The organism is Desulfothermus naphthae (genome assembly GCF_054657475.1).
The window spans coordinates 252801-271091 of the sequence record NZ_BAAHYQ010000003.1 but is presented as its reverse complement, the minus strand read 5'-3'; the positions used below and the strand labels follow the sequence as shown (position 1 = coordinate 271091).

At 34.8% G+C, this 18291-nt stretch carries 15 protein-coding genes; 4 read left to right on the top strand and 11 right to left on the bottom strand.

Annotated elements, in window-relative coordinates; all coding sequences use genetic code 11:
* Nucleotides 1–43: 43 nt before the first annotated feature.
* The 6 genes from ACYQ1E_RS12805 to ACYQ1E_RS12780 form a co-directional block, all read right to left on the bottom strand.
* Nucleotides 44–2404, bottom strand: a complete 2361-nt coding sequence (locus tag ACYQ1E_RS12805; RefSeq protein ID WP_459880075.1) for an SDR family NAD(P)-dependent oxidoreductase — start codon at nt 2402–2404, stop codon at nt 44–46.
* A 22-nt stretch (nt 2405–2426) separates the two neighbouring features.
* Nucleotides 2427–4529, bottom strand: a complete 2103-nt coding sequence (locus ACYQ1E_RS12800; protein WP_459880072.1) for an SDR family oxidoreductase — start codon at nt 4527–4529, stop codon at nt 2427–2429.
* Between the two features lie 30 nt (nt 4530–4559).
* Nucleotides 4560–5702, bottom strand: coding sequence for an acyl-CoA dehydrogenase family protein (locus tag ACYQ1E_RS12795; protein ID WP_459880069.1), 1143 nt, complete (start codon nt 5700–5702; stop codon nt 4560–4562).
* A gap of 138 nt (nt 5703–5840) precedes the next feature.
* Nucleotides 5841–7007, bottom strand: a complete 1167-nt coding sequence (locus ACYQ1E_RS12790) for an acyl-CoA dehydrogenase family protein (protein WP_459880066.1) — start codon at nt 7005–7007, stop codon at nt 5841–5843.
* A 23-nt stretch (nt 7008–7030) separates the two neighbouring features.
* Nucleotides 7031–8176: a CaiB/BaiF CoA transferase family protein gene (locus ACYQ1E_RS12785; protein ID WP_459880063.1), complete on the bottom strand. Its 1146-nt coding sequence runs from the start codon at nt 8174–8176 to the stop codon at nt 7031–7033.
* A gap of 243 nt (nt 8177–8419) precedes the next feature.
* Nucleotides 8420–10072, bottom strand: a complete 1653-nt coding sequence (locus tag ACYQ1E_RS12780; RefSeq protein WP_459880061.1) for a long-chain-fatty-acid--CoA ligase — start codon at nt 10070–10072, stop codon at nt 8420–8422.
* 193 nt (nt 10073–10265) lie between these two features.
* Here ACYQ1E_RS12780 and ACYQ1E_RS12775 point away from each other — a divergent pair, with 193 nt between their 5' ends.
* A complete protein-coding gene (locus ACYQ1E_RS12775; protein ID WP_459880058.1) occupies nt 10266–11873 on the top strand; it encodes a mucoidy inhibitor MuiA family protein in 1608 nt (535 codons plus the stop codon).
* A gap of 11 nt (nt 11874–11884) precedes the next feature.
* Complete coding sequence (locus tag ACYQ1E_RS12770) at nt 11885–12337, top strand: metal-dependent hydrolase (protein WP_459880055.1); 453 nt, start codon at nt 11885–11887, stop codon at nt 12335–12337.
* Here the strand turns inward: ACYQ1E_RS12770 and ACYQ1E_RS12765 are convergent, their stop codons facing one another.
* From ACYQ1E_RS12765 to fliJ, 5 genes are all read right to left on the bottom strand, one after another.
* On the bottom strand, nt 12338–12718 hold the full coding sequence (locus tag ACYQ1E_RS12765; protein ID WP_459880052.1) for a cyclophilin-like fold protein: 381 nt from the start codon (nt 12716–12718) through the stop codon (nt 12338–12340).
* A 17-nt stretch (nt 12719–12735) separates the two neighbouring features.
* Entirely contained in the window at nt 12736–13515 is a 780-nt protein-coding gene (locus ACYQ1E_RS12760) for an enoyl-CoA hydratase/isomerase family protein (protein ID WP_459880049.1), read from the bottom strand.
* A gap of 299 nt (nt 13516–13814) precedes the next feature.
* Nucleotides 13815–14555 carry a tRNA pseudouridine(38-40) synthase TruA gene (gene truA, locus ACYQ1E_RS12755; RefSeq protein ID WP_459880046.1) on the bottom strand — a complete coding sequence of 247 codons (741 nt, stop codon included), beginning with the start codon at nt 14553–14555 and terminating at the stop codon, nt 13815–13817.
* An 8-nt stretch (nt 14556–14563) separates the two neighbouring features.
* Complete coding sequence (locus ACYQ1E_RS12750) at nt 14564–15196, bottom strand: MotE family protein (protein WP_459880044.1); 633 nt, start codon at nt 15194–15196, stop codon at nt 14564–14566.
* Nucleotides 15156–15593 (bottom strand): flagellar export protein FliJ, encoded by a 438-nt coding sequence (fliJ, locus tag ACYQ1E_RS12745; protein ID WP_459880042.1) that lies wholly within the window; start codon nt 15591–15593, stop codon nt 15156–15158. The genes ACYQ1E_RS12750 and fliJ overlap by 41 nt, the downstream gene beginning before the upstream one ends.
* Before the next feature lie 81 nt (nt 15594–15674).
* Between fliJ and ACYQ1E_RS12740 the strand changes: the two genes are divergently transcribed.
* Both ACYQ1E_RS12740 and fsa read left to right on the top strand, forming a co-directional pair.
* Nucleotides 15675–17609 (top strand): molybdopterin biosynthesis protein, encoded by a 1935-nt coding sequence (locus ACYQ1E_RS12740; protein WP_459880039.1) that lies wholly within the window; start codon nt 15675–15677, stop codon nt 17607–17609.
* A gap of 34 nt (nt 17610–17643) precedes the next feature.
* Nucleotides 17644–18291 (top strand): fructose-6-phosphate aldolase, encoded by a 648-nt coding sequence (fsa, locus tag ACYQ1E_RS12735; protein WP_459880036.1) that lies wholly within the window; start codon nt 17644–17646, stop codon nt 18289–18291.

Here is an 18291-nt window from a genome sequence, read left to right as displayed (position 1 = left end):
TTAATTATATATTTGTTAATTAACCTAGATAATAACTTATAGACTACGTTAACATTTTCATAAATGCCTCATTGGCATTATAATATTCTGAAACTTCAGAAATATCATTTATTTCATCAAAATATTCTTCAATATCTTCTACTGTTGGAATTTCATCTGCTTTCTCTATTTTAACGCTTTTTCCAGTTAGAAAAGCTGCTCTATTATAATATCCTGCTACACAATTAAATATATATCCACTACATTCACAGGCATCACTACACAGATACAATACCATTGGAGCTACATATTCTGGTTTCATCTTTTCAAATAAATCTGGTGGTAAGATATCCTGAGTTAACCTTGATGCAGCAATAGGAGCTATAGTATTTACCTTAATATTGTATTTTTCTCCCTCTAATTTTAGAGTATGCATAAGTCCAACCAGACCCATCTTTGCAGCAGAATAATTTGTCTGTCCAAAATTTCCATAAAGACCAGCGCCTGAAGATGTAAATATTATCCTTCCATAACCCTGCTTTTTCATAACTTCAAAAGCAGGTTTTGTAACGTAATAAGCACCATTGAGATGAACGTCTATAACAGGATGCCACAAATTATCTTCCATCTTTACAAAACTTTTATCCCTAATTATCCCTGCGTTGTTAATTAAAATATCTATTCTTCCATATTGTTCTATTGCGCATTTTATTATATTTTCTCCACCTTCTTTTGTGGCAACATTGTCATAATTAGGATATGCCTCTCCACCAAGAGCCTTTATCTCATCCACTACCTTTTGGGCTGGAGTTGTTGATTTACCTGTTCCGTCTCTTTCTCCACCTATATCATTTACAATAACTTTGGCTCCTCTTTTTGCTAGCTCAATGGCATAGACTCTTCCAAGTCCCCCACCTGCACCTGTGACAACTGCCACCTTTCCATCATACCTTATCTTCTCCAATTCTTTTTTTGCTCCAGCAATAGGTCTTGCCTTCCAGAAATACTGCTTAAAACCTCTTCTTTCGTCAAAAAGTCTAATTCTAAACACCATCTCCATTTCAACACCCACATCGATTTCTTCCAGAACGCAATCGGTAAAATCTGCGAGCATCCTGCCGCCATCCTCAAATTGAATGAGCCCATATTTATGTGGAGGATCTAAAGACGCTGCCAACATATCACCAGTATAGCTCATTATTTTTGCTTTTTTATCTGAAAATTCATAATCTTCCTGAGAATGAGTAGCTTTACACTCAGGATTTACGCAGATGTCTTGTTTTGGAAATTGCACGGTACCACATTTTTTACACCTGCCTCCCACCAATCCGAGTAACATTTTATTATTTCTATATAGAACACTCAAAGAAGTCTTAACATCCTCTTCACCCCTTAAACCAAGATCTGGCCGCAGATTCTTACTGTACACAAGAAATTTAGCATAGTTGTCTATAGTTTTTTTATTTTCTAAGCACTGTTTAAAGCTATATTTGGGTGCATAATCAGTTATGTTTTCTGTTACTTTTACGCATACTGCATCCACACCATGACCAAAGCCGCACACGACTAAAATGTCACCTGGTTTTGCCTCTTCTAAAACCTTTGTGAGCATAATCAACGGATGAGCGCACCCACTCTCACCCATGACATTATGAAGATTATCCTGGATTTGCTCTTTTTGAGCACCAATTTTCTTCCCTATTTTCCCATGATCACGTTTAAATACACAAGGATATATAAATTTAGTTACATCCTTTGCAGAAAGGCTCGTTTTTTCTAAAAGCTTTAAAATCGCCTTTGGAATAAATTTCAAATACCCTTCATCTCTTGCCCATCTCTCTTCCCAGAAATAATCAAAATCCTTGCCAGTTCCACGTAAATGCTCGTTAAAATCAACAGACAAGGAATAAGAATCCACAAATTCTGCAATAATATCATCCCCCTGCCCAATTAATAAACTTGCAGCACCATCTCCAAAATACATCTCATAAACTGAGCCTGGTTTTGCTCGGCGACTATCAGAGGCTACCACGAGAACATCTTTATTTTTTGACTTCACAGTATTAATTGCTGAAATAATCGCACTCACTCCTGCCCTTTGAGAACCAGTTACATCCTGGGTCATGCATTCTTCTTTAAGATTTAAAGCTGCCCTTATAATTCCTGCATTTTGTCTATCTGCAAAGGGTAAAGTCGTTGATGCAAACAAGAGAGAATCTATCCCTTGCTTATCTTTTTTAAAAAGAGCATAAGATGCCGCTGACACAGCCATGGTAATTGAGTCTTCATCCCAATTACACATGGATCTTTCACCCGTCGCCGCCCCTATAAGTGCAGGAGCAAACCACCCCATGGCCTGATAGATTCCCTGACGGGACATCCTTAATTTTGGAATATATACCCCATAGGATTTAATCCCTATCATAGTTCCTCCTCTTAATCCTTTTTCAATTTAATTTAAACAACTTCTCAATTAATTGAGATTTCATCATATCTCCACCAATCTTTAATTTACCAGATGAAAATGCTTGCATTGCTGGTAATTTACCACTCATCATATCTAAAAAGTCTTTATCTTGTATCTCAAGTGTAGTTGTGGGGTTGTCAATAGAACCTTCTTTAATTTCTAAATTGCCATCTGATACTTTAACCACCCATTCTCCACCTGATGAACCTGATATTTTAAACAAGAAAGAGACATCTACACCCTTTGCAGCATCCTTTTTAAAAGCCTGGGGCAAAGCATCAAAGACTTCCTTTGGAGAATTAAAAGTTATACCTTTTGTATCTGCTTCTGGTTTTTTACTTAAAGAGGAAAGTAAATCAGTTAGCTGTGCAGAGAGATTTTTATAAACCTTAAAATCTTTCATATTGCATATGGAGTTAAAATTTTCTTTTATTTTTTCTGGAGTTGGTATTTCTCCTTTTTCAGACAACATAATTCCAGGACCTGTTCCCATTACCACACGATTATAATTCCCCAGCCCAGCATTGTATATTCTTCCTGTTACATCACATCTATCGCTAACCAAATATAAAACCAATGGAACTACGTATTCTGGTTTTGCCTTATCTAACATCTCTTTAGGAAAAATGTCCTCAGTGAGTCTAGATGCTGCTACAGGTGCAATAGCATTTACCTTTATATTATCTTTTAGTCCTTCATCTTTTAGGGTATTCATAAAACCAATAAGGGCCAACTTTGCAGCAGAATAATTTGCCTGACCAAAATTTCCGTAAAGACCAGCTGCGGATGTAGTAAATATGATCCTTCCATAACCCTGTTCTTTCATCTTTAAAAATGCTGCCCGAGTAACATAATATGCGCCATGCAAATGAACATCAATAACACCACGCCACATTTCTGGCTCCATTTTAGCAAAGGCTTTGTCCCTTAATATTCCAGCATTATTGATTAATATATCGATTCGTCCAAATTTTTCTATAGCAGTTTTAACAATATTTTCACCCCCTTCCTTGGTTGCTACATTGTCATAATTGGGATAGGCCTCTCCCCCAAGAGCTTTTATTTCATCTACAACCTTTTGTGCTGGAGTTTTGGATGCACCTGTGCCATCTTTTGCTCCACCTAAGTCATTTACAACAACCTTTGCGCCCCTTTTTGCGAGTTCAATAGCATATGCTCGTCCCAGTCCTCCTCCTGCTCCTGTTACTACTGCCACCTTACCTGAAAAATCTATCTTGTCTTGAGCTAGCTCGCCAAACTCAAATTCTCCCATATCTAACACAATTTCTTCAGTTTTTGCATTCACAACTCTATAGATGGCCTTATCGTCTGCAACCTTCCAAATCAAAGTTTTAATTGGTGTTCCTGGATAAAGTGGTCTGGAAAATCTACATGAAATTTTTCTGACTTTATTGGGTTCTCCAGGGATAAAAGATTTTATCAGAGCTCTACAGGCAAATCCTAAAGTACACATTCCATGCATAATTGGCTCTTTAAATCCAACCTGTTTGGCAAACTCAGGATCCACATGAAGGGCAAATAGATCCCCAGATAGTCTGTAAATTAATGGCTGATCATGAACGGGCTTATCTTCAACAACAAAGTCTGGCTCTCTGTCTGGAAATTGTATCTTTTTTTTGGGTGGTTTTTCTCCCCCGAAATTTCCATCTAATCTTCCAACCAGAGTTATTGTACTAGTAAATAACTTCTTGCCTTTGGCATCTTTTGTTACCGCCTCTCCAACGATTAACGCCCCTTTATCACCCATATCATAATAATTTTTGATCTTGCCGCTAGTTACAAACTTTCCTTCTGTTGGAATTGATCTGTGGTATATGATTTCTTGTTCTCCATGTAAAATCCCTGCTACATTCATGTTAGCTTTTTTTGCTAATTCCATAAGAAAGTCAACAATTGTTCCACTTACAAAAGTAGGCAGAACCTTCAAATCCTTTTCATATACATATTCAAGTTCATCAAACCCGGCTCCAACACCAAGCGCATATAACACAATATCTCGCCACGAATATGTCCTTTCTATAGGACCTATCTTTTCTCCAATTGCGTCGAGGTTTAACGCCATAATGACCCCCTTGGTTAGAAATTAAAAAAGTTAAAGGCCCATAAATTTTCCTATAATTTTTTTCATTATTTCATTTGTCCCCGCAAATATTGAAAAGACCCTTGCATCCCTAAAAGACCTATCAATTGGACAAGATTCCAGAGCACCAGCCTCTCCATAAATATCCAGACACCTATCTGCAACGTTTTTAAATAGATCAGTAATCCAGTATTTTGCCATAGAGATATCACTTATTACTTGTTTTTTCTCCATATGATCCACAATTAGGCTTTCCAAAAATGTTCTTGCCATCTTTATTTGGGTTACTAACTCCACTAAGGTAAATTGAACGCTTTGATACCTTGAATATGGTTTTCCATTAAACATCTTATTTTTCGCAAATTCAATTGTAGTATTTAAAACATTTTCTGCAGCCGCCAGGGCTCCAATTGAACATATAAGTCTTTCCTGTTGCAATTTTTCAACTAACATCAAAAATCCATGGTGCTTTTTACCCAGTAGATTACTTTTAGGAATCTTACAATTAACAAAAAATAATTCAGCTGTATCTTGACTGTACAATCCCATTTTATCTAATTTATTACCTTTTTTAAATCCCTCTGTTCCATCTTCTACTAAATACAAAGAAAGGGCCTTATATGGATCTTCAACTTCTGGATCCCTTGCAGCTACAATAACTAGATCACAGTTTATGCCATTAGAGATAAATGTTTTAGTTCCATTCAAAATAACATAATCACCTTCTTCTGTGGCAGTAGTTGTAATAGAAGTTAAATCACTACCAGCATCTGGTTCAGTCATTGCAACTGCTGTAATTATATCGCCAGTTACACAACCTGGTAGGTATTTTTGTTTTTGTTCTTCAGTTCCAAAACTCACAATATATGGAACAATAATATCACTGTGCAAACCTGCAAAAAGTCCAGAGTGGTTAGTATAGGCAAACTCTTCTGACAAAATAACCGAATAGAGAAAATCACCGCCTAATCCCCCATATTTTTTATCTACCATGGGACACAAAAAGCCTGCACGTCCTAATTTTTTCCATGCCTCCTTTGGAACCTGTTTGTTCTTTTCCCATTCATCTATATGGGGAATCACTTCCTTCTTTAAATATTCTCTAAGTTTTTTTCTAAACTCATGATGTTCTTCTTTATATGGTAGTATCTGCATACAACACTCCTTTAGTAAACAAATATTAGCTTCCTCTGATAATTCTTCTTTTTATCCTGCTAAAAAGTGACATTTTTTAAAAATCATTTTTTCCATTATAAATAAAGTCCAATCCGTTAAACAAGAAAAAAAATTTATTTATACACTATGTTGAAAAATTAATTCTGTCAGTTGAAATTTATTCCCTCCATAAAGTTCAAGACATTTCGCGTCTCTATAGTATCGTTCTACATGGTACTCTCTCATGTATCCATATCCACCTAAAAGTTGAATTGCGTGATCAGCAATCTCTTTAGCTAATTGTGCACTCATATATTTTGTAGATAAAGACATTTTTACTAGTTGTTTTAATGTTTTTGCTTTTAACTTCTTTTTCTGATTGGAAAGGATTTTTGAGGTTTCATAGGTCAGATACCTAACACTATTTAATTTCATTATCATATCACTTACTTTTCTTCTTATTTCTGGAAATTCCATTAATTTTTTTCTAAACTGTTCCCTTAATTTTATGTGTTCAATACCTCTCTTTATACTTGCCTCACCAATACCAAGGCCAACTGAAGCTAACAAAATTGACTCACTTATTATATATCTTTTAAGATCATCCATAGAAAATAAACCTTTACCTACAAATTTATCTTCATTAATTAATACTTTGTTTAATTTTACTTTAAATCTAGGAATCATATTCCATCCAAGACCTTTAGCCTCAGCAGTTATTTCCATGTTCTCCTCTATTGGAAGGAGAAATATTCCAACTCCTGATTTTTCGTCCAATACTTGTCTATCTAGCATCAATAATAGATAATTGGCATCAGCTGCAAAAGGTACGCTTTTAAGCTCACCCTTTATTTCAAAACCATTATCTTTTTTAGACACACTCACCTGCTCTTTTACTGCTTCATCTCCCATTAAGATATACAAACCTGCATCCACGGCAGGAGATACAAATTTTTCTCCTGTTAATAAATCAGGAAGTAAGTGCTCCTTTTGTTCTTTAGTGCCAAATAGAAAAATAGCTTCAGCCCCAAGCTGCGGATATATTATTGAAAGCGCATAAGTAGAATCAATTGAAGCCAGCATCTCACCTACAAGTACAGACTCAAAATAGCTCATATTTCCACCGCCAAAGGATTCATCAATATGTATCCCCAAAAATCCTAAATCCCCTGCTTTCTGAATAATATCTTTTGGAAATGTTGGCTCCTTATCATAGTTTAGAGCTGTCTCTAAATCAAATTCGCCTTTTGCAAATTCTTCTACAGCCTTAATGATTTGTTTTTGATACTTTTCAAGTAGTTCCATATTACTCCTCCACTCTTCTTTGTTCACACAATTTCATCAAATTCTTCCTTTGAATAACCTAATTTTGTCAATATCTCTTCTGTATCTTTACCAAAAGATGTTGGGGGCGATTTGACTTTTGTTGGATTTTTTGAAAGTTTTAGAGGTGATCCAATTAATTTGTTATCCTTTCCTTTATCGTCCTTAACAGAAATTATCATCTCTCTCTCTTTAAACAAAGGAAGTTCTAATGCCTCTTCAAAATGAAGCACCTCAGACCAACAACAGTCAACATCCTGAAGCTCCTTTTTCCATTCCTCTAAGGTCTTTTGTTTAAATTTTTCCCTGAAAAATTTAATTATTTCCTCTCGCTTTTTTTCATCGTATTGCAGAGGAATATAATCTTCGCGATTAAAAAATTTACATATCTTTTCCCAAAACCTATTTTCTACAGCACCCAGTCCAATTGCTCGTCCATCTTTAGTTTCATAAGTATTATAACAGGCATATCTATGGGATAAAAGGGTATTTGAGCGGCGAGGTGCACTTTTTTGAAGTTTCATGAAAAAGAATATCAAAGTGCTAAAAGAAAAAGCACTGTCCGCCAAGGAAATATCTATATATTGCCCTTCTCCACTCTTTTCTCTTGCATAAAGAGCCATCACAATTCCAATTACCCCATATAGGGCCCCCGCAACATCAGCTATCTGGATACCAGGAATTGTCGGTGGTCCATCTGCAGGTCCAATAAGATCTAACACACCTGCATAACTGAGATAATTAACGTCATGGCCTGCCCGCATGTTAAATGGTCCATTTTGTCCATACCCACTTAAAGAACAATATATAATACGAGGGTTTATTTTTGATATATCTTTATAGCCAATTCCCAATTTATCTGTAACACCTGGTCTAAACCCTTCTACTATGACATCCGCATCTTTCACTAACTTCAAAAATGCTTCTTTTCCTTTAGGTTTTTTCAAATCAATATTCACATGTTTTTTGTTTCTATACAAATCCTGAATAAACAATTCATTTTTATATCTTTTATCCTCAACACAAATCACCTCTGCCCCATTATCTGACAAGACCATGGTACAAAATGGCCCTGGATACAATCTGGACAAGTCAATAACTTTTATACCTTCCAGACAACCTGGCAAATTTGATAATCCTTGCGAAATCATCTATATCCTCCTTACTTTTCCCCTTTAGTGGTAACTGAGCATACGTTTAGCTGCGATTATTTTTTTATCTTTAAAATCTTTTCATGTCAAGAACTTGAAAAAATATTCATCTCAACAACTTGGAAAAAAATATAATATATTTCCCATTATTTATTTCCCTTATTATTAGGATATTATTGTATTTCTAAAGTAGAGGAGGCTTATTTCAATAACCTCCAGGTTAATTCAATTATTCTTACTTACTTATTGTTTCATATAAAAATCCTTGTACATCTTCCTGATATCCTTTTTAGAAAACTTTCCAACACTGGTCTTGGGGATTGAATCAACAAATAGGATTTTATCTGGAAGTTGCCACTTTGCAAATTTAGGAGAAATAAAATCAAGGATATCCTGTTCTGATATTTTTTTGGAAGGGTCTTTTAATACAACAAGGGCAAGAGGTCTTTCTTCCCATTTTGGATGTGGAATTCCAACAACTGATGCCTCAATTACTTCTGGATGTGCCATTATTGCATTTTCAAGGTCAATAGAGGATATCCATTCACCCCCACTTTTTATGAGGTCTTTAAATCTATCAGTTATTTTTAAGTATCCCTTTTCATCCACTGTTGCAGCATCTCCACTTTTCCAGTATCCGTCTTGTGATATAGCATCCCTGGTCCTTTCATCATTGTAGTATTTACAGGTAATCCAGGGACCTTTCAAATGGAGCTCTCCAACTGATTTGCCATCCATAGGAAGGTCTCTTCCCATGGAATCTCTCAGCCTCCAGTTGACAAATGGAACAAAATAACCCTGCTTTTTCTTAAGCTCCCACATCTCTTCTTCATCTAGGTCTAAATATGGTTTTGGTTTATTAATTGATACAATAGGTGTAGTCTCACTTGCTCCATAAGCATGTATTACATTTGCGCCCAATTCAGCATACTTTTTCATAAGGGATAGCGGCGGTTCTGTGGCTCCTGAAAGCATACGCAAATTTTTGAACCTGGGTTTTGGATCCAATTTTTCTATATAATGTAAAAGTGGGAGAAAAATTGCAGGTGCACCATTTGTTACTGTAATTTTTTCATTTATCAAGAGATCAAGCAGGGGACCAGGCTCTTCAGCAGTATATCGTCCAGAAAATACCAGCTTTGCACCCACCATGGGCGGGCCAAAAAAGGCTCCCCATCCCTGTGCATGAAACATGGGGACAATTTGAAGCATTGCGTCAGTTGGTTTTAGCTCTGATAAAATGGTAAGCATCATTGAGTGAAGGCAGATAGCCCTGTGGGAATAATAGATTCCTTTGGGTTTGCCAGTAGTACCTGAAGTATATGCCCCACTATAAGCAGAAGTTTCATCTATCATAGGCCATTCAAATTCTTCCTCTCTCCCTTCCAACAATTTTTCATAATTGAATAAAGGAGACAAAGAAGTTTCTTTATTTTTGTCGCTTTCTGAAATTACAATAAATTTTTCCACATGGGGGATAGAGTCTGATATCTCTTCTATTAAAGGGACAAGGAGTTCACTAACAAAAATAAACTTGGTTCCAGAATGATTTACAACATAAATCCTATCATCCTTTGATATCCTTGGATTTAACTGCAAAAGTACCGCACCAAGTCCAGAAATTGCAAAATAGAGTTCAAAAAATCTATGGGAATTAAACTCCATAACACCAACACGGTCGCCAGGTTTTACACCTAAATCCTTGAGTGCATGGGCCATCTTACATATCCTCTTGTAGGCCTCAAGATAATTGTATCTAAACATGGTCCCATCTAAACACCTGTAGGCTACTTCACTTTTAGGAAACATTGTTGCTGCATATTTAATAATTTCTATTAAGTTTAATTGGTAATTATCTCCCATTGTTGAGGGAAAACCCTTAATTAACTCAACCATAATTTTATCCCTTTTTTGGTTTATTTAATTAAAACTGGACATAAGATAGAAATTTATAATATGATGCATCTCATCTTTTATTGAAACAAGTAATTATTGTCAACATTAATTTTTAAAAATTAACCTTGTTTTTTAAAGGTTGCTTATGGAACTATAAGTGTTTAAAATCACAACCTAACAAAGGAGGGATATTATGCGTATAGTTAAATTATTTATCATTGCCTATTTTTTTCTTTTTTATGGAGGGTTATGTTTTGCCTTTAATGACAGTGGCGGCAAAATAACTAAAATTGTGTTGTATCCAGAAATGGCACTTGTAAAAAAAGAAATTATTGTTGATTTACACAAAGGCGAAAACCATTTAAAATTTACAAAATATCCAGAATGTATGGTTGACAGGTCTGTTCAAATAGAAGTAATTCAAAAGGAATTTGTGAAGATTTTAGATATAAAAGTGAAAAGAAATTATGTAAAAAATTTACAACCTAATAAAATTAAAGAATTAAAACATGAAATTCGCCTTCTTGATAGAAAAATTTTGACTATTTCAAATAAAATTAATTCTATAAAAACAGCAATTAAATTTATAAAATCAACCAATCCATTTCCAGATAACACTAAAACATCTATAAAAGAAGTTGATAGATATTCAAAATATATTATAAAATCTCTGGAAGATAAATACAATTTAATAGCACAATTAAAGGAAGAACAAAAAAAATTAATTAAGAGAAAAAATGCACTGGAAAATGAATTAAATGAGATAGATTCTAATTTTAATCCATCAAAAGATATATATTTAGATCTATATTCAGATAAAAAAGTTAACTCAAAAATAAAAATTACTTATCTTGTAAAATCTGCAAAATGGAAATATTCATATGATGTAAGGGTAGATTCTCATGAAAAATCAATTACATTGTACTCTTTTGCCATTGTTCAACAGTCAACTGGCGAAGATTGGAATACAGTTAATATGGAGATATCAACATCAAAACCAGAGAAAGGAGAGATTCCACCCCTCAAACCCTGGTATTTAGATATCTATTCTCCTCCCAGGGTCACAAAATCAGTGGATTTTGATAAAATAGTAATGTCCGCGGGTCCAGCTAATTTTAAAAGGTGGTCAGATAAAAAAGAAATTTTAAGAAATACATTTAAAGAGAGTTATGTTAGGGAAAATTGGACATCCTTTACCTTTATGTTACCACAAAAGGTATCTATTCCTTCAGATAAAAAAGAACATAAAATTTATTTATTTTCAAAAACAACAAAAGGTGATTTTATTTACTTTGCTGTTCCAAAATTAAATAATTGTGCACAACTAAACATAGAAATAAAAAATCCTTTTAAATATCCAATAATGCCAGGTAAGGTTAATGTGTTTTTAGATGGAATGTTTATAAATAGATTTTTCTTAGAAAAAGAAAAATTGTCAGGAGAAAAATTGAACTTGTCTTTAGGTTTAGATGAATCTATAAGAACAACAAAGAAGCTTATAAAAAAATACACTCAATATAAAGGGGTGGTTTCAAAAAAAGTAAAGATCACTTATGAATATGAGATAAATATTTATAATGGGAAAAAAAGAAAAGTAAATATACTTGTAAAGGACAATATACCTGTATCCAGAAACGAAAAAATAAAGGTTAAATTGTTATATCCCAAAAAGGATGAAGTTTCTATTTCAAAAGAAGGAATTATAACGTGGAAGATTGAAGTAAATCCCTATGAGACTAAAAGACTTCCTGTTGGATTTGTAATTGAACATCCTGAAGATATTGAAATTATAGGTTTATAGGGGTGTTTTAAATGCCTGGATACAAAGTTCATTTAGCAGGAGGAATGGCTTTAACTGGACTTTGTGTGGCACTATCCGTGTATGAGGGGTGGTATAATTTTAATGTATTGGAGATCACCTCACTTTTGTTTATAGGCTCACTTGGTGCGCTATTTCCAGATGTGGATACTGATTCAAAGGGACAAAATATCTTTTATTTTTTGTTAGTTTCTTTAGATCTTGCTTTAATGATAAAGAAATATTATAAATGGGCGGCAATATTGGGATTTATGGCAATGTTACCTGCCCTGGGAAAACATCGGGGATGGACACATACCCTTTGGGCGATGGTACTTATTCCATCCCCGATTATTATTTTACCTGTAATTTTTTATAAAATACCTTTACAAAAACTTCTTCCCTTTTATTTAGCAGCAACTGTTGGGTATTTTTCCCATCTTCTCTTAGATAGGAAATTTTTGTGATTATTTATCAATTTCTATTTTTACTCTAACTGGTGGCTCTAATTTAGATACCTTTTCCCAATCACCTGTAACAGATCCTATTTTTATCACAGGAAGTGCTGCGCGTATTTCTTCTCCCTTGCTTGATGGGGTCTTTCCCCAAAATATGCAAAACCATCCAGTCTCAGGGTGATATGCTACATCACCTTTATCCATTACCTCTTGAAAATCTCCCTCAATATTTCCTATTTTAATGGGAAACACACCATAAAGTTCCTCGCCCCATCTATCCATTTGAAATTCTAATGGAAAATTTCTTTCAATTTTTTGAAAAAATTCATCATCAAATAGTTCACCCTCTAAAATCATCTGTGAATTTAACTCAATCTTGATCTTTGGCATAACATACCCCTGAAAGATTATTTTTCTTTCCACTGTGGTGTCCTCTTTTCTAAAAATGCCCTAACCCCTTCTTTTGCATCCTGAGTAGAACACAATCTTGCAAATACCTCATTCATATACCTAAATGCCTTCACATAATCCATATCTTCAGCAGTGTAAAATGCCTTTTTGGCGAGTTGTAGGGCAATAGGGCTTTTGTTTGCAAGCTCTTTGGCTATTTTAAGGGTCTTTTGTTCTACTTCTTCTTCATCGACTACCATGTTAATCAGGCCTATTTTTTGGGCTTCTTCAGCATCTATGGTTTTTCCCAAAAGTAAAAGTTCTAATGCCCTTTTTCTGCCTATAGACTTAAGTACTGGAATTACAGGTCCAACACAATTTAAACCTACATTTATTGCTGTTAGCCCAAATTTGGAATTTCTCGCAGCAATGGCAAGATCACAGGCTGCTACAAGTCCCAGACCATTTGCTACTGCTGGACCATGGACTTGCGCTATTACAGGCTTATTCATCTGTGATATAAATAAAAGAGGGGATTCCATGGTTTCTATCCATTCCCTGTATTCCATTGTAGATTTATCGAAAAAATCACTAACATCAATACCTGCACAAAATGCCCGGCCAGCACCTTTTAAAATTATCACTCTGACTAATGGATCTTTGTCCATACTTTTAAGTGCTTCTTTTAACTCTGTTGCAAGTTCTAGAGAAAAGGTATTCAAATTTTTGGGTCTGTTTAGGGTTATAACTCCGACAAACTCCTCTGTTTTTTTGACAATTAAGGTCTTATATTCCATAATAATACCCCTTTTAACGTTAAAAAAACTGTGAATTTAACAATTTGATAATATTTTAAACCTTATTGTAGGTTTTGACAATAAAAAACCTTTTTAAGCAGCAATTCTCGCTGAGCTTATGAAGGTAGGATTTATTGGGTAATACATGAAAAAGGATATTTATTTTTTGCAAAGTATAGGGAACCAAGACAATATTGTAAAGTTCAGGGAAAAATTATCTAAATATGTATGGCATTAATAGGAATAATTGTCTTCCAAAAAACTCAATTTCAATTTAAAAGCTTATACAGATATTATGCTTAATATATCACATCCTCAAGGCACAAACCATGAGCTGGGGCTGTCATCGGAAGGAGGGTCCTGTCCTTTTGATTTATGAGGGTTAAAAATTCATCTAAGGACATCTTTTTTTTACCTATCCTCACCAGAGAACCCATTATATTTCTGACCATTTGTTTTAAAAATCCATTTCCAATAAAATAAAATACCCTCTCATACTGGGATAATCCTGGTGCGCAAAATATCTTATATATTTTTCTTGTTGTGTTTTTAACATTTGATCCCTTATTTTGGAAACAGCTAAAATCCCTTTCACCCTCAAGATATTTGGCAGCTCTTAACATAAGCTTTATATCAACTTTACCTATTTTCCAACAAAAGGGTGACCTCATTGGGTAAATAAAATCAGAATTTGTCCACAGGGTATATGAATATATCTTTGCCTTTGCACTATACCTTGCATGGAATTTCTCATCCACATATCTTGCTTCTATAATTGAAATATCTGTTGGTAGGAGACTATTTAATGCCTTTTGCCAGGGGATGTTTTTTTTATTTTCTGGTATGTCAACATGTGCCACCTGGCCAAGGGCATGGACACCTGCATCTGTTCTCCCTGCCCCATAAACTATGAGCCTCTTTCCCGCTATTTTAAAAAAAACATCCTCCAAACAACCTTGAACTGTTCTCTGGTCTGGTTGTATTTGCCATCCAGCAAAGTTGGTCCCTATGTAAGAAATCTTTAATTTTAACCTTAACATAGGAAAAACTACTTACCAAAAGGAGTCTGGAATTCCGTTAATGCTTCAGATAGTTCAGCCGCTTTTTTGGGGTCCATATTGGTTAAGATTTCACCAGCTATTCTACCTTTCATGCCTGCCATTATTTTGACTGCAAGTTGTTTGTCAAGAGTCTCTAAAACCTTTGCCGCCCTTGCAGGCTCCATATTTGAGTAAAGCTGAACTAAGTGTTTGATTTTCTTATTTTTTAAAACTTCTGCTCTATTTATTAATTGTTCTAATTTTTGTGCAAGCTCCTTTTGTTCTCGCAATTTTTCCTCTATTTTTTTCTCCAGCCTTTTTAATTCCTCCTCCTTTCTTTTTAATTCCTCTTCTTTTGCCCTTAATTTTTCCCACTGTTTTGCCAAAAGTTTGTCTGAAGGTTTTGGAATATCAAAATCTTTTGGTTCAGCGGCCTGGGCAAATTCCACACTAAAAACTCTAGTTGGAGCTTGCTTTTTTTGTGAAACAGGATGTTGTATGGTTTTGTTTTTTTGTAATTTTGGAATAATTTCTATGGAAAGATTATATATTAAATAGGATGTCTTCATTAAAGAGATTATAATAATTAATGTAACAGTACTAATTAAGAAATTTTTCATATCTAAGCGTGGAAATTTCATCGATTTCCTTTTGTTCTTTTTTTTGTTCTTCATAAATAAACCTTTTATGGTCCTTTTGCTTTAATTTTTCCAATTTTTTTCTTTCAATGGTTTTTAAGACAAGATCTTGCCTTAAAACTTCTGCTTTTTGGGAGAGATCTTTTAACTCTTTTTTTAATTGGTCAATATAGAGTGAAATATTTTTTTCAGATTCTTTGTATAACCAGAGAGTATGTTCAGACAAATTCCCCATTGAAATCACTTTTGAAATTTGATCAAGTTCTTGCTCGCATTTCTTTATTTGCTCTTTTTTTTGGGATATTAAAGAAAGTATTTTTGCCAGTCCCATCTTTGCCTGTTCTTCAATTTGTTCTCTGTAATCAAGGATGCGCTGAAGTTTAAATTGAAATTTAGCCATTTTATATCCAAGATAATTTCTTGCCAATAGTCTCAACAATGATTACCTTAATTTTTTAACACATAGTTAAGGAAGGGTCCTATGAGAGATAAACGCTCTATATATTTAAATACAATTTCCATACCAGAGGCAATTTTTAATATCAAGAAAGTTTTAGATATTCAATTAAAAGAAGAGGTTGTCCCAACTCATATGGCCCTTGGTAGAGTCACATCACGGCCTGTATATGCAAAATACTCCTCTCCCACATTTCACAGTGCAGCTATGGATGGGATTTGTGTTAGGGCCAAAGATACCTTTGGAGCAAGAGAAGGAAATCCCATAAAACTTAAAAAAGGCAGGGATTTTTTATATATAAATACAGGAGATCCCCTTCCCAAAGGCTTTGACGCAGTCATAATGATAGAATATGTCCAAAAAATTGACGATGAATACGTATCCATTGAAAAAGCTGCTTATCCATATGAACATGTGAGGAAAATTGGTGAAGATATTGTTGCAACTGAAATGATAATCCCACAAAACCATCAGATTACCCCATATGATATTGGGGCACTTTTATCTGGTGGAATTTATGAGCTCTTTGTAAAGGAAAAAGTGAAGATATCTATTATACCAACTGGAGATGAGGTATTGGACTTTGAGCTTAGGCCTAAGCCAGCTTTAGGACAGGTTATTGAGAGCAACTCCATGATGCTTAAGGCAATGGCAGAAAAGTGGGGATGTATTGTGAAGAGAATCCCGCCAGTTGAGGACGATTTAGATAAAATATGTGAGGCCCTATGCAGGGAACTGGAATCAGATGCACATATTGTAGTTATAGGGGCAGGATCTTCTGCAGGAGATAAGGATTATTCCAGGCGTGCCATGGAGAGGTTTGGAGAAGTAATTGTACATGGTATATCTGCAATGCCAGGAAAGCCCAGTATCCTTGGCTTTAGCCATAATAAAAAATTAATGGTAGGTGCCCCTGGATATCCTGTAAGTTCTGTTATTTGCTTTGAAAAACTACTAAAGCCATTGATATATCATATGGTATCCAGACCCATGGAGACCAAACCCAAAATACAGGTTATGTTAAACAGGAGAGTTCCATCAAAATTAGGGCAAAGAGAATTTATCAGGGTCGCCATTGCTCGGGTGGGAAAAAGATATGTTGCAAATCCCCTGAAAAGGGGAGCAAGTCAGATCACAACCCTAGTTAATGGTCAGGGTATTATTGAAATACCAGAAAATGTAGAAGGGATAAAAGAAGGGTCAATTGTAGATGCAGAACTTTTGGTTGATTTAAATTTAATAGAAAATACCCTTATGTGTGTTGGAAGTCATGACAATATCTTAGATCTCATTAAAAATGAACTAATGAAACTGGACAATCCAATAAGACTATCTTCGTCCCATGTTGGCAGTGTGGGTGGACTGGTGGCCGTAAATAGAGGGTCATCTCACTTTGCAGGCTCCCATTTATATGACCCAGATTCTGGAGACTATAATTTCCCTTTTATAAAAAAATACATACCTGACAAAGAAGTGGTAGTTGTTAATCTGGCAATTAGACATCAAGGATTTATGGTCAAAAAGGGAAACCCTAAGGGGATTTATAATTTAAAAGATTTAATCAGAAAAGATGTTGTTTTTGTAAATAGACAAAAGGGCTCTGGAACCAGGATATTGGTTGATGATTTACTGAAAAAAAATAATATATCGCCTGAACATATAAATGGTTATGATAGGGAAGAGTTTACCCATATGGAGATTGGTGTGAATGTATTATCGGGCACAGCTGATGTTGGAATGGGAATTTATGCTGCTGCCAAAGCACTGGGGCTTGACTTTATAGAAGTTGCTAGGGAAAGATATGACCTGGTTATTTTAAAAGAGTTTTTAGAAGATCCAAAAATAAAAACACTTTTAGAAATAATTTCCAGTGATTCTTTTAAGGCAAAAATTGAGGCCCTTGGAGGTTATGAGACTACTTTAACAGGTCATTTTATGAAACCAGGCATGGGGCTTTAAAAATATTAATTACCTTTAAAAGGGGGGTATTAAAATGAAATTTTTTATTGATACGGCTAATATTAAAGAAATTGAAGAAGCAAAAAAAATGGGGCTCATTGACGGAGTCACAACAAATCCATCACTTATGGCAAAAGAAGGTGGAGATGTTAATGAAATTGCAAAAAAGATTTGCGAGCTGGTAGATGGACCTGTTAGTTTAGAAGTGCTTTCAACTGATTTTGAGGGCATGGTGAAGGAGGCAAGGGAACTAGTAAAGTTTGGGCCAAATGTGGTTATTAAAATACCCATGACAGAAGAAGGGATTAAGGCTTCATATTTTCTGGAAAAAGAAGGTATTCCTACAAATGTAACCTTGGTCTTTTCTTTAAACCAAGCCCTGTTAGTTGGAAAGATTGGAGCATCTTATGTGAGTCCTTTTGTGGGAAGATTAGATGATATTGGCGAACAGGGGATGGAGTTGGTTCGAGAAATAGTGCAAGTATATAAAAATTACGACTTTAAAACCGAAATTATTGTGGCAAGCGTAAGACATCCAGAACATGTAAGACGGGCAGCACTTTATGGAGCACATATAGCAACAATTCCATTTAAGGTAATTAAAAAGCTTGCAGCCCACCCACTTACGGATATTGGTCTTGAGAAATTCTTAAATGATTTCAGAAAGGTACAAAAGGGATAA

Bases quoted from the DNA above. Each gene is read 5' to 3' on its own strand.
- ACYQ1E_RS12765 (WP_459880052.1), bottom strand. From the start codon at position 12,718: ATGCCAAAGATCAAGATTGAGTTAAATTCACAGATGATTTTAGAGGGT.
- ACYQ1E_RS12775 (WP_459880058.1), top strand. From the start codon at position 10,266: ATGCGTATAGTTAAATTATTTATCATTGCCTATTTTTTTCTTTTTTAT.
- fsa (WP_459880036.1), top strand. From the start codon at position 17,644: ATGAAATTTTTTATTGATACGGCTAATATTAAAGAAATTGAAGAAGCA.
- ACYQ1E_RS12800 (WP_459880072.1), bottom strand. From the start codon at position 4,529: ATGGCGTTAAACCTCGACGCAATTGGAGAAAAGATAGGTCCTATAGAA.
- ACYQ1E_RS12740 (WP_459880039.1), top strand. From the start codon at position 15,675: ATGAGAGATAAACGCTCTATATATTTAAATACAATTTCCATACCAGAG.
- ACYQ1E_RS12795 (WP_459880069.1), bottom strand. From the start codon at position 5,702: ATGCAGATACTACCATATAAAGAAGAACATCATGAGTTTAGAAAAAAA.
- ACYQ1E_RS12760 (WP_459880049.1), bottom strand. From the start codon at position 13,515: ATGGAATATAAGACCTTAATTGTCAAAAAAACAGAGGAGTTTGTCGGA.
- ACYQ1E_RS12780 (WP_459880061.1), bottom strand. From the start codon at position 10,072: ATGGTTGAGTTAATTAAGGGTTTTCCCTCAACAATGGGAGATAATTAC.
- fliJ (WP_459880042.1), bottom strand. From the start codon at position 15,593: ATGGCTAAATTTCAATTTAAACTTCAGCGCATCCTTGATTACAGAGAA.
- ACYQ1E_RS12750 (WP_459880044.1), bottom strand. From the start codon at position 15,196: ATGAAATTTCCACGCTTAGATATGAAAAATTTCTTAATTAGTACTGTT.
- ACYQ1E_RS12770 (WP_459880055.1), top strand. From the start codon at position 11,885: ATGCCTGGATACAAAGTTCATTTAGCAGGAGGAATGGCTTTAACTGGA.
- ACYQ1E_RS12805 (WP_459880075.1), bottom strand. From the start codon at position 2,404: ATGATAGGGATTAAATCCTATGGGGTATATATTCCAAAATTAAGGATG.
- truA (WP_459880046.1), bottom strand. From the start codon at position 14,555: ATGTTAAGGTTAAAATTAAAGATTTCTTACATAGGGACCAACTTTGCT.
- ACYQ1E_RS12790 (WP_459880066.1), bottom strand. From the start codon at position 7,007: ATGGAACTACTTGAAAAGTATCAAAAACAAATCATTAAGGCTGTAGAA.
- ACYQ1E_RS12785 (WP_459880063.1), bottom strand. From the start codon at position 8,176: ATGATTTCGCAAGGATTATCAAATTTGCCAGGTTGTCTGGAAGGTATA.